The organism is Kitasatospora sp. NPDC032757, assembly GCF_055579305.1.
Window position 1 is genome coordinate 128,682 of sequence record NZ_JBVINN010000021.1, and the last position, 10,922, is coordinate 139,603.

Annotated in this window: 14 protein-coding genes and 2 pseudogenes; 8 read left to right on the forward strand and 8 right to left on the reverse strand. The window is 74.8% G+C overall.

Going from position 1 to position 10,922, the window contains the following annotated elements; translation table 11 throughout:
• Positions 1-6: 6 nt before the first annotated feature.
• The gene (locus ACZ5WK_RS23040) at positions 7-405 is read right to left on the reverse strand and encodes a hypothetical protein (protein ID WP_465549545.1); all 399 of its coding nucleotides are present in this window, start codon (positions 403-405) and stop codon (positions 7-9) included.
• Between the two features lie 356 nt (positions 406-761).
• Here ACZ5WK_RS23040 and ACZ5WK_RS23045 point away from each other — a divergent pair, with 356 nt between their 5' ends.
• From ACZ5WK_RS23045 to ACZ5WK_RS23070, 6 genes are all read left to right on the forward strand, one after another.
• Positions 762-1,436: a TNT domain-containing protein gene (locus tag ACZ5WK_RS23045; protein ID WP_465549547.1), complete on the forward strand. Its 675-nt coding sequence runs from the start codon at positions 762-764 to the stop codon at positions 1,434-1,436.
• A 298-nt stretch (positions 1,437-1,734) separates the two neighbouring features.
• Complete coding sequence (locus ACZ5WK_RS23050; RefSeq protein WP_465549549.1) at positions 1,735-2,334, forward strand: GNAT family N-acetyltransferase; 600 nt, start codon at positions 1,735-1,737, stop codon at positions 2,332-2,334.
• Between the two features lie 281 nt (positions 2,335-2,615).
• Complete coding sequence (locus tag ACZ5WK_RS23055; protein ID WP_465549551.1) at positions 2,616-3,098, forward strand: hypothetical protein; 483 nt, start codon at positions 2,616-2,618, stop codon at positions 3,096-3,098.
• A 69-nt stretch (positions 3,099-3,167) separates the two neighbouring features.
• Complete coding sequence (locus ACZ5WK_RS23060) at positions 3,168-3,617, forward strand: hypothetical protein (RefSeq protein ID WP_465549553.1); 450 nt, start codon at positions 3,168-3,170, stop codon at positions 3,615-3,617.
• Between the two features lie 5 nt (positions 3,618-3,622).
• On the forward strand, positions 3,623-4,051 hold the full coding sequence (locus tag ACZ5WK_RS23065; RefSeq protein WP_465549555.1) for a hypothetical protein: 429 nt from the start codon (positions 3,623-3,625) through the stop codon (positions 4,049-4,051).
• Positions 4,052-4,057: 6 nt separating this feature from the next.
• Positions 4,058-4,708 (forward strand): type 1 glutamine amidotransferase domain-containing protein, encoded by a 651-nt coding sequence (locus ACZ5WK_RS23070; protein ID WP_465549557.1) that lies wholly within the window; start codon positions 4,058-4,060, stop codon positions 4,706-4,708.
• 24 nt (positions 4,709-4,732) lie between these two features.
• On the opposite strand, the gene ACZ5WK_RS23075 is transcribed toward ACZ5WK_RS23070, so the two are convergent.
• The 5 genes and pseudogenes from ACZ5WK_RS23075 to ACZ5WK_RS23095 all read right to left on the reverse strand — a co-directional run bounded on the left by ACZ5WK_RS23075 (position 4,733) and on the right by ACZ5WK_RS23095 (position 8,553).
• Positions 4,733-5,584 (reverse strand): ATP-dependent DNA ligase, encoded by an 852-nt coding sequence (locus ACZ5WK_RS23075; RefSeq protein WP_465549573.1) that lies wholly within the window; start codon positions 5,582-5,584, stop codon positions 4,733-4,735.
• 96 nt (positions 5,585-5,680) lie between these two features.
• Positions 5,681-6,562 (reverse strand): annotated as a pseudogene (ligD, locus tag ACZ5WK_RS23080) (non-homologous end-joining DNA ligase); the annotation flags it as partial.
• Between the two features lie 206 nt (positions 6,563-6,768).
• Positions 6,769-7,068, reverse strand: coding sequence for an MmcQ/YjbR family DNA-binding protein (locus tag ACZ5WK_RS23085; protein WP_465549559.1), 300 nt, complete (start codon positions 7,066-7,068; stop codon positions 6,769-6,771).
• Positions 7,069-7,200: 132 nt separating this feature from the next.
• The gene (locus ACZ5WK_RS23090) at positions 7,201-7,623 is read right to left on the reverse strand and encodes a VOC family protein (protein ID WP_465549561.1); all 423 of its coding nucleotides are present in this window, start codon (positions 7,621-7,623) and stop codon (positions 7,201-7,203) included.
• A 45-nt stretch (positions 7,624-7,668) separates the two neighbouring features.
• The gene (locus ACZ5WK_RS23095; RefSeq protein WP_465549563.1) at positions 7,669-8,553 is read right to left on the reverse strand and encodes a helix-turn-helix domain-containing protein; all 885 of its coding nucleotides are present in this window, start codon (positions 8,551-8,553) and stop codon (positions 7,669-7,671) included.
• A 139-nt stretch (positions 8,554-8,692) separates the two neighbouring features.
• Between ACZ5WK_RS23095 and ACZ5WK_RS23100 the strand changes: the two genes are divergently transcribed.
• Both ACZ5WK_RS23100 and ACZ5WK_RS23105 read left to right on the forward strand, forming a co-directional pair.
• Complete coding sequence (locus ACZ5WK_RS23100) at positions 8,693-9,127, forward strand: CBS domain-containing protein (protein WP_396323446.1); 435 nt, start codon at positions 8,693-8,695, stop codon at positions 9,125-9,127.
• A gap of 202 nt (positions 9,128-9,329) precedes the next feature.
• On the forward strand, positions 9,330-9,914 hold the full coding sequence (locus tag ACZ5WK_RS23105; RefSeq protein ID WP_465549565.1) for a pyridoxamine 5'-phosphate oxidase family protein: 585 nt from the start codon (positions 9,330-9,332) through the stop codon (positions 9,912-9,914).
• Positions 9,915-9,934: 20 nt separating this feature from the next.
• Here the strand turns inward: ACZ5WK_RS23105 and ACZ5WK_RS23110 are convergent, their stop codons facing one another.
• Both ACZ5WK_RS23110 and ACZ5WK_RS23115 read right to left on the reverse strand, forming a co-directional pair.
• Complete coding sequence (locus ACZ5WK_RS23110) at positions 9,935-10,564, reverse strand: DinB family protein (RefSeq protein WP_465549567.1); 630 nt, start codon at positions 10,562-10,564, stop codon at positions 9,935-9,937.
• Positions 10,565-10,836: 272 nt separating this feature from the next.
• A pseudogene (locus ACZ5WK_RS23115) lies at positions 10,837-10,922 on the reverse strand (transglycosylase family protein); the annotation flags it as partial.

A 10,922-nucleotide genomic window follows, 5' to 3' on the forward strand; every position in this document is an offset into this window, starting at 1 on the left:
AGGTCACTACGCGTTGAACCACCGCCTGCCCTCGTGTGACATGAAGGCCGTGACGATCAGCAGGGCGACGGCGAGGCCGGCCAGGGCGACGGTGGTACCGGAGAAGAGCTGGAGAATGCCGGAGATGATCGAGAGCCACTCGATCACCAGCACGGTGATCCTGGTCCAGCCCGCCCGGCGCGGCGCCAGGGCGGCGCAGAAGCCGAGCACGACGGCGATCATGATCGACAGGACGGCGACGAACCGGACCAGCCCGACGCCCTCCCCGTCCTCGCCGCTCATCAGGGCGAAGAGGAGGAGCCCGGCGAGGCCGTTGAGGACGGCATGAACCCAGACCCCCGCGACCGCCCACCTGATCGAGCTCGGCATCCGCTCGGAATTCCACTGGTGCATCTGGTCCGCCATCACTGACCACCCCCGGGTTCGGTACGGCCGTGACCCGGCGGCCCGGCCGTATCCGAGATGGTCCGGTCGGCCTGACGTGGTGTCAACGTGGTGCGTGGCACCCGGAACAGCTTCGTTACGGTCGGGCCGGGGGCTCGTGGTGGAGGGCGCGCGCGCCGGAGGGTTCGCGGCCCTCCATCCTGTGCGCCTCCGGGGTCGGGCATGGGCGGGTCGGCCGAAACGGGAGAAAGCAGTGGTCCTCCGGGCCCGTCCTGTTGACGGGGGGTCAGGTGATCCGCTTGCCTGGGTGCCGACCTGGACACGGAGGGTGACGGATCATCCCCCGGTCGCCATGACGCTGATACGACGGAGACATCGTGCGCCTTCGCCTTCGCCTGTTCCTCGCACCGCTCGCCGCGGTCGTCGCCCTGCTCGCCCCGGCCCTCCCTGCCGCCGCCGCCGACGCGGCCACCGCCGGTGCCGCCACCACGACCCCCTCCGACGAGTGCTCGGCCGCCGACTACCACGGCGACGCCCGCCTCGGCCCCGAGGACCTGCCGACCACCGGTCCGGTCGGCCGCGAGCTGATCGGCTACAACCGCACCGGCAACCTCTCGGAGGACAAGTTCCTCGCCACCTACTACAGCCCCACCGCCAACAACGGCAGCCCGGGCTGGATCTACCCGCCGGCCAACGGCTACGTCACGCTGCCGGACGGCACCCCGATCGAGTTCGAGATCACCCTCTACCCGAACCAGAACATCGACCGCTTCGGCAGCGAGTACGGCTCCTTCCTCGCCCCCGAGGGCCTGCCCTACGCCAGCCGCTCGATCCCGCCGCAGAGCCTCGACAGCAACCCGGCGGCCGGCTGCAACTACCACGACTACAAGGTGCTGAAGCCGTTCAAGGTGCACGCCGGCCCGATCGCGCCCTGGTTCGGCCAGCCCGGCTACGGCTTCCAGTACCAGCTCGACGCCGTCCTGGTGCCGAACGGCCCGGCCCGGCTGAACGTGCTCTGGCTGGTCGACAACGGGTACCTCGCCCGGATCTGACGCCCGTTCGTACGGGCGGGTGCGGCCGGTGGCCGGGGGTGCACGTCCCCGGCCACCGGCCTGTCCAGGGGGAGCGCACGGGCAGGTGTGGGTACGCACGGGAGCGCGCCCAGCACGGGCACGCGCTGGGAACGCACGGGAGCGCGCCGGCGCCCGCCCCGCGGTGGCCTCCCGGCAGGCCTGCCGCGGCCCTGCCGAAAGCCCGTCGCCGCGCCCTCCAGGCGGGCCCACCGCCGCCGCGCTCCCGGCTCGGGTAATTCGCTGGCGCACCCGCCGGGAGCCGGGATAGGAAAGGCGGATGAGTACCGCTGAATCCACCCCCGACCAGCGCTCCTTCGTCCCCGTCACGCTCGACCTGGGGGACTTGGTCCTGCGCCCCTGGGGGCGGAAGACCCTCGTCCGCGACGGCGCCGTGCCCGGCCTGGTCGCCGCAGCGGCCGACCCGGCCATCGCCCTGTGGAACCCGATCCGCACGACCGACGAGGCCGCCGCCGAGGCGTACCTCGACCGCTGCGACGCCGGCTGGGAGAGCGGCAGCACCGCCGCCTTCGCCGTCCTCGACGCCGCCGACGACGCACTGCTGGGCAACGTCGCACTGCGCTGGGTCGACCGGGCCGACGGCCTCGCGATGATCGGCTACTGGCTGCGGCCCGGCGCCCGCGGCCGCGGCGCCGCCACCCGGGCGGCCAGGGCCGTCACCAGCTGGGGCATCGCCACGGCCGACACCCGCCGGATCGAGATCGCCCACGCGGTGGGCAACGACGCCTCCTGCCGGGTCGCCGATCGCTGCGGCTACCCCGCCGAGGGCACCCTGCGAGCCTCGTACCGGTTCGGCGACGGCAAGTACCACGACGAGCACCTGCACGCCCGGCTCGCCACCGACCCCGAGCCCGCGTAGCCGGCCGGCCGTGGGCAGGCGGGCCTCCCGGAGCGGTTCGGCGAGGACGCGGTGCCCACGGCTGCGAGCCGTCGGGGGCGCGGCGCGGCGCATCCACCACGGGCCCTGGCACAGCCGGCCGCTCCGTGCGGGGCCGGGGCGGAGGCGGGGGCCCGCGTGCCCGGGGCGCCGGCCCCGCCCGACTTCCCGGGAGGGGCGCTGTGGCCGGGCGCGGGACGGGGGTGGGGGCCTAGTCTAGAAGAGCGCGCCCGTGCGTGGCACGGCAACGGGAACGGTGGGCCATGACGGTCATCTCGGCGGCACTCTTCGGTACCGACTGGCGCGGGGCGCTGCCCCGCACCGCGACCGGCCCCGCCCCCGCGCCGGGCGAGGCCGAGCTGCTGCGGGAGTGCGCCGCGCGGGGCTGGACGGTGGTGCTGACCGGGCCCGGTCCGGCCGGGGCGCCGGTGCTCGCCGTGACCGCCCCGGGCGGCGACCCCGTGCGTGCCGCCCTCGACCTGGTGGACGGTGCCGCATCACACGCGGTGTTCGTCGCCGGGAGCGTCGCCGAGGTACGGGCGGCCCGCCGTGCCGCCGTGCCGTGCGTCGCACTGGAGACCGGCGGCGCGAACGGTCCTGAACTGCGGGCGGCCGGCGCGGCCGAGGTGCACCGCGACACCGCCGCCCTTCTGAACGTGCTCGACGACAGCCTGCTGGCCCGACCCAGGGCCTTCGGCGGCTGCCGTCCGACGGCCCCGGCCGTACCGGCCGGCCGGAGCGGTTAGGGCACACCCGAACCGGGCAACCGCCCGGATGCGAGAACGACGTCACCGGACGGGTCGGAGGTGACCGAGATGGACGGACCCGCGTTGAGCGGCCGGGAACGGCGGCTCCTGGACGAGATCGAGTCCGATCTGCGCCAGGACACGCGTCTGGATCGACGGTTGAGCACGATGGGGGCCAAACAGCCGAGCCGGGTCCGGGTCGTGCTGCGCCGCGTGGCGCGCAAGCTCCCGCCGGGGGTGCTGATGACCGCGCTGGTGATGAGCGCGATCTGCCTCAGCATCGGCGTCCGCACCCCGACCGCGCCGGTCCTGACCGCCGTCGCGCTGGTCTGGGCGGCGAGCGTGGGCATCGCGGCCGCCGTGGCGGTCCTGCTGCGCCGACGCCGTCCGGGCCGCCTGCTGGACGCCGAGGGCACGGACCTCCTCGGCGGCGGGGGCCGTGACCGGGGCGAACGCGGTGACCGCCCCGAACGCGGTGAACACGGGGAACGACGCCCGTGGGACCAACCGGAGGCGTGAGTGCCATGACGACCGACCTGTGGGAGTACCGGCCGGGCTCCCACCATGCCGCCGACCTGAACCTGGTCGGCTACGAGGTGGAGGCGACGGACGGCCCGCTCGGCCGGGTCGAGCAGGACGCCGGCGACCACCTGCTGGTCGACGCCGGGCCGTGGGTGCAGGGCACCCGGCTGCTGGTCCCGGTGGGGCTGGTGGCCCGGATCGACCACCTGGAGCTGGTGGTCCACCTGGACTGCCCGCGCGCCCGCGTCCGCTCCGCCCCGCCGCCCGCCGCCGTCGAGCTGACCCCGGGCGACCTGGGCACGCACGGCCGCACGGCGCTCGACCAGCACTTCGCGGCGACCGGCCACCCGGCAGGGAACGGGCACGACGCAGGGAAGGGGCACCTGGCAGGGGACGGGCACGACGCAGGGAACGGGCGCCCGGCGGGGTGAGCGCCGATGCCACTGGTGACCCTGACCGGCCGCACCGTCGCCTTCCTGGTCGCGCCGAAGGGCGTCGAGCAGGTCGAACTCACCTCGCCCTGGCAGGCGGTGGCCGAGGCGGGCGGCACGCCGCGGCTGCTCTCCACCAGGCCCGGACGGGTGCAGGCCTTCAAGCACCTGGACCGCGCCGACACCTTTCCGGTGGACGACCTCGTGGGTGAGGCGGACCCCGGCCGGTACGACGCCCTCGTCCTGCCGGGCGGCGTCGCCAACCCCGACCACCTCCGGACGGACCGGGCCGCGGTGGCCTTCGTCCGCGCCTTCTGCACCTCGGGCCGCCTGGTCGCCGTGATCTGCCACGGGCCGTGGACGCTGGTGGAGGCGGACGCGGTGCGCGGACGGACGCTGACCTCCTGGCCGAGCATCCGCACCGACCTGGTCAACGCGGGCGCCCACTGGGTGGACGAGGAGGTGCACATCTGCCGGGACGGCCCCGGAGTCCTGATCTCCAGCCGCAAGCCGGCCGACCTCCCGGCCTTCAACGACGCCTTGGTCACGGAGTCCGCGCACGCGCCGCGCGCGAAGTCCCGCCCGCCGTGGCCCACGGCGCACGAGCCCGCACCGTCGCGCCACGTCTCCGGGTCCCTCGGTCCAGAGGAGCCCTGAGCAGCGTCAGGACGCTCGCCCGGTTCAGTCCCCGCGCAGGCGGACGAAGGCCGCCGTCGGCGGCCGGCCGGTGACCGTCACCTCGGCCCGCAGCAGCGCGGTGAGCGGCCGCAGCGTCCCGTGGTCCGGATCGCGGACGGGTGCGCCCAGCCGCCCCTGCGCCGCCTCGGCGACCTGCCGGGCCTGTGCCGGCGTCAGCTGCGGGGTGGACAGCAGCACCCGGCCGTCGGCCAGCTCCAGGACCAGCGCCCGTGGCCGGGCGGCCGTCCCGACGACGGCGCGGACGGTCGCGTCGAGGGTGTCGCTGCGCCGGTACTTGACCCAGACCTGGCCGGCGCCGCGCGGCCGGTACGAGGAGCCGGCGGCCTTGCAGACCAGCCCCTCCACCCCCGTGTCGGCCAGCTGTTCCATCCACGCCAGCGCCTCGGCCCGGTCGGTCGTGGCCATCACCGGCTGGACCGGCGGCGGCACGTCGGCGAGGGCGGCGAGCAGCAGCCGGCGCCGGTCGGTGAGCGGCAGCCTCCGGACGTCCCGCCCGGGCAGCGCCAGCACGTCGAAGGCGATCAGCCCGAGCGCCGTGTCGTCGGCGGTCCGGGCCTGCCGGGTGCGCAGCAGCTCCTCGAACGCGAAACGTCCGCCGCGCCAGGCGACCAGCTCCGCGTCCAGCACCAGCCCGGCCGGCAGCCGCGCGACGGCGGCGGCGATCGGCGGGAACTCGGCGGTGAGGTCCCGCCCGGAGCGTGACTGGAGATACGGGGGCCGCTCCCCACGCGCGAACGCCACGCAGCGGAAACCGTCCAGCTTGAGCTCGTACAGCACGCCCGAGCCGCCCAACCCGTCCGGTGGCGGGACGGCGGCGACGGCGGCCGGGCGCATCACCTCGACGGGCGGGTCCAGCACCAGGGGCGAGCGAGCGGCCGCGGGGGCCGGGCCAGCGGGGGCCGGGGCAGCGGCGGGAGACGGCGTCGGCGCCGCCGGGAGGGGGCGGGCCCGGTCCGCGTCCAGCAGCGGGGCGAACAGGTCACCGGACTCCGCCAGCCGCCCCGGGACTTCGGCGATCGTGAAGACCAGCTCCTCCGCCGAACGGGCCCGCTCCAGCTCCGCCCACGACAGCGGCGTGGACACCGTCGGCCGGGCACGCGCCCGCACGGTGTAGGGGGCGGCGGTGGTCTTCTTGGCGGAGTTCTGCGACCAGTCCACCAGCACCCGCCCGGTGCGCCGCGCCTTCGCCATGGTGTGCACGACCAGGTCCGGGTGCGCCGCCTCCAGCGAGGCCGCGAGCGCCTTGGCGTAGGCGGAGACCCGGGTGCTCGGCGTCGGCTCCAGCGGCACCAGCAGGTGCAGGCCCTTGGAACCGGAGGTCTTCACCCAGCAGTCGAGCCCGTCCGCCGCCAGCCGCTCGCGGAGCAGGACCGCCACCGTCCGGCAGGTCAGCACGGACGCGCCCTCGCCCGGGTCCAGGTCCAGGACCAGCCGGTCCGCCAGCGCGGGGGCGGCGGCGTGCCACTGCGGCACGTGCAGCTCCAGGCAGCCCAGGTTGGCCGCCCAGAGCAGCGCCGCGCCGTCGTCCAGCACCACCTGCCGGAGGTCCCCGCTGCTGCTCGGCACCTCCACGGTGCGCACCCAGGGGGGCGTTCCGGCGGGCGGGTTCTTGGCGATGAAGACCTCGCCGTCCACCCCGTCCGGGCAGCGCAGGAAGGAGACCGGACGGTCGCGCAGGTGCGGCAGCAGCGCGGTGTGCACGGCCGCGTAGTAGCGCAGCACCTCGCCCTTGAGCGTGCCCGTGTCCGGGTAGTACACCTTCTCCAGGTGCGAGAGCGCGAGCGTGCGCCCGTCCACCACCATCTGCGGCATGGCCGCCTCCGAGCTGCGTCGGGCCGCCGCGCCTGTTCGCCGGGCCCGCGCAGCCAGTCTGCCCGCCTGCCCCGCAGTCCGCCCTCCCGGTCGTCCCCGGCCGTCCTCCCGGCAGGGCGGTGACGGCCCGAGCAGCGCCGGGGCGGCCCGGGGCGGGGCTTGGCGGCTCCTCGCCGGGGCAAGGTAGCCTGCGCCCGAAGCCGGTGTCAGCCCACGACCAGGGCGTGTGCGTCCGCCACCAGGTCCTCGATCCGGGCCCAGTCGACCGGTGCCACGTCCAGGTCGACCCCGATCCAGCCGCGGTGGCCGACGTACGGGGGCCGGAAGAAGCGGTCCGGGTCCTCGGAGATCAGGAACTGCTGTGCCCCGGCCGGGGCAGGACACCAGAACGCGAGGCGGTCGTCGTGATGGTGGTCGGCGAGCATCACGAACACCCGCGCCCGCCGCCCCGCCCCCGCGAACCAGGTCGGCTCGCCGTGGCTCACCCGCTCCGCCACCTCCGGCAACGACAGGCAGAGCGCCCGCAGCCGTTCGACGCGGTCCTCGGGGGAGGGGGTCCGGGGGTCCGGGGCCCGGCCGGCCGGGCGAATCCTGCCGCGCCGGGCGCGTCCCGGCCCGCGTGCGCCGGGGCACGGGGCTCAGCCGGCCGAGGGGCGCGGGGCGCCCGGGTAGGTGCCGAAGTACCAGCGGTTGCCCTCCGGGTCGGCGGCCGCGAAGTCCCGCGAGCCGTAGTCCGTCTCGTAGGGCTCCGTCGTGATCCGCGCCCCGGCGGCGACGGCGCGCGCGTGCACCGCGTCCGGGTCCGCCGTGACCACGTACGCCGTGAAGCCGCCCGGCCGGCCCGGCCAGGGTTCGGCGCCCTCGGGGTCGGGGCGGTCCGAGCCGAGCATCACGCCGCCGCCCTCCGGCCAGGCCAGTTCGGCGTGCGCGACGAGGTCGCCCTCGCCGTACACGACCACCTCCTGGAAGCCGAAGGCGTCGACGAGGAAGCGGATCAGGGCCCGGGCGTCACGGGCACGCAGGCTGGGCCAGACCTGCGGGGCGGGAGTCTTCGTGTCCATAGCGGCAGTCCTCCTCGGAGCGGCTGTGGCGAACCGGAGCGGTTGTCACAGCTCCCACTCTGGCGCCGCCCCACCCGCCCCGCCTTGGACGTTTCGGAACTTCGCCGCGTCCGGGCCCTCCTCCGCCAGCCACACGCTCGGCGCACAGCCGGCGAGCGCACGGAACTCGCGGGCCAGATGGGCCTGGTCGAAGTAGCCGCAGCGCGCGGCCAGCTCCGCCAGCCGGGGTACCGGCCCGGGCGCGCCGAGCAGCCGCCGGGCCCGGTCGAACCGGATCACCCGGGCGGCGGCCTTCGGGGTCAGCCCGGTCTCGCGGCGGAACCTGTCCTGAAGGTGCCGGCTGCTCCACCCGGTCTCCCGGGCCAGCGCCGAGACCGGTAGGGCCCCGCCGCTGCGCCGCAGTGCCTGCCAGGCCCAGGCGACCTCGGGCGGGACGTTCCCGGTGGGGCGCGCGGCCCGCAGCAGTGCGCCGTCGAGGGCGGCGAACCGTTCCGGCCAGCCGCCGGCCTGCTGGAGCGCCTCTTGGAGCAGTGCGCTCGCCCGTCCGAGCACCGCGTCGGCCGGGAGGTCCACCCCGGCCAGCTCGCCGGCCGGCAGGCCGAAAAGCGCCCGGGCGGCCAGCGGGTGCACGGCGATCTGGACGCCGGACTGCCGGCCGTCGTGGGTGATCAGCGCCGGGGAGGTGTGCAGGCCGCCCAGCAGGGTCGCGTAGCTGTCGGCCGGCTGGGCCGGATCCGGGTGCCCGGCGACGGTGAGCGGCTCGTCCAGGGTGAGGATGAATGTCAGGTACGGCGAGGGCAGCCCGCGGTGCACGGCGGGTGCGATGCCGCGTTGGCGGTAGCCGGAGTACCAGGCGACGTACGGCCGCAGAGCCGTGGCGGGCCGGCTCCGGACGGCTTCGTCGACCGTGTCGGCGAGTTCCTGCGTCACCTCCCCAGTATCGGCCGCCCGGGACGGCGCCGGCCCGGCCGTCCCGTCTGCTCGCGGGCTCGCGGGCGGTGAAGGTGTTGCTTATGGTGATCGCACCGGAACACCCGGTATTCGGGGGCGGACCTGACAAGGAGTCCCAGTGACCACTGCCCGAGACATCATGCACACCGGCGCCCAGTGCATCCGTGCCGACCAGACGCTGGCCGAAGCCGCCATGATGATGCGCGACATGAACGTCGGCGCTCTTCCGATCTGCGGTGACGACCAGAAGCTGAAGGGCATCATCACCGACCGCGACATCGTCGTGCGATGTATTGCCGAGGGCAAGGACCCGGCCGGCATGATGGCCATGGAGCTGGCCGGCCATCTGCACTGCGTCCGCGCGGAGGACGGCATGGACATGGTGCTGAAGAAGATGGAGCAGCACCAGATCCGCCGTATCCCGGTCATCGACGGCGAACGGCTGGTCGGCATGATCAGCGAGGCCGACCTGGCCATGGGCCACCGCAACGGCCAGCGCCTGACGGACCAGCAGATCATCGAGTTCATGGACAGCGTGTACATGATGCGGTGACCGGCAGGGCTCGTGAGAGTGCCCTCGCGCGCCGATGCGTGCGAGGGCACTCGCCGTTTCCCGCCCCAGTCCGGCGCTGCCTGGATCCCGACCCGGGCGCCCGACCCCGCCCCGACCCGTGTCCCGGTGGTGCCTCTCCGCCTCGCGTCTCGGCATACGAGCGACGTGTTCTTGCTATCCGGGATGGGGAAGAATCGCCGTCATGGGGAAGACATACGAGAAGATCGACGGCCGCCTGCGGGAGTTCATCGAGCGCCAGCCCGTCTACTTCGTCGCGACCGCGCCACTCGCCGCCGACGGCCATGTCAACGTCTCGCCCAAGGGGAGGTCGGGCACGCTCGCGGTGATCGATGAACTCACCGTCGCCTACCTGGACTTCGGCGGTTCGACGGCGGAGACCATTGCCCATCTCCGGGAGAACGGGCGGATCACGCTGATGTGGTGCTCCTTTGACGGTCCGCCGACCGTCGTGCGCGTCCACGGCCAGGGCGAGGCGGTGTTCCGGGACGACACCAGGTTCGCCGGACTGCTGGGGCACTTCGACCCGGGGGCGGACGGCTCGGCGCTGCGGGCGATCGTCCTGGTGAAGGCCGACCGGGTGAGCGACTCCTGCGGATTCGCGGTGCCGTTGATGGAGTACCGCTCGGACCGGGACCTGCACGTGCAGTACTTCGACCGCAAGTCGGAGGAGGAGTTCAACACCTACTGCGAGGGCAAGCAGTACGTCGGTACCAGCATCGACGGCCTGCCCGCCCTTCCGCTGCCGCTCCCGCCCCGTCCGGCATAGCCGGTCGGGCCCGCCGGCCGTCAGACCGCGGGCCGGGTCCGCTCGCGGTAGAGGTCGCGCAGAAGGGCGATCTCGGCGCCGTGGTGGAGCAGTTCCTGGTTGACCCACCACACCGTCTCGCGGAACGGGTCCTCCGGGTCGCTGCCGTAGGGGTAGGCGCTGTGGCCGATGGTGTCGAGCGCCTTGTCGTCGGCGTCGACCAGGACCGACCGCCATGCGTCGGCCGCCGCGGCGAAGGCCGCGAGCGCGGTCGCCGCGTCGCCGGCCACCGGGTGGTCGTCGCGGGTCAGCGCGCGGCTGCCACCGGTGTGGTCGGCCCGGAGGGCGAGCATCTCGGTGAGGTGGCTGAGCCGCCAGGCCAGGGTGGTGAAGGGCGGCGGCACCGGGTGCGGGGCGGGGGCGGTGTCGCGGCCCCAGGGGCCCTTGCCGACGAGCAGGGTCGCGCGTGCCCCGGGACCGTCGGCGTGGCGCCGGACCGACCAGCAGCCGGCGACCGGCTCCCACAGGTACTCGTCGTCCGTCATCGCACCGACCGGGACGTCCGTGCCGTTGCCGCTGTCCACGACCGGTCCGGCCAGGCGGTCGGCGAGGCGCCCGCGGGCGAAGTCGTACTGCTGGAGTAGGGGGACCATGCGTGGCGGCATCGTCATCGGGCGCTCCCACGGTAGACGCTGATCGGCTCCGGGCCGGGGCCGGCGATTCCGGGACCCGCCCGCACCCTGCCACAGCAACCGCCGCACCGCGACGGGTTATTCGCCCGGTGCCGGTGTCCGTGCGGCGCGATAGGTGGGTGGAACGCCGCGACGCCGCTGTCCCGGACCGTGGGTGTTCGGTCGGGTGCAGCGGCGTTGTCGTGGGGGTGACGTCGGGTGGACGTCGGGGCGGCGGGCTGGCCTGGTGGCCGGGTGCCGGCGGGGGGTTACTTGGTGAGGCCGGCCTTGATGGAGCAGACGGGCCAGGCGCCGGGGCCCTGGGCGGCGAGGACCTTTTCGCCGATGGTGATCTGCT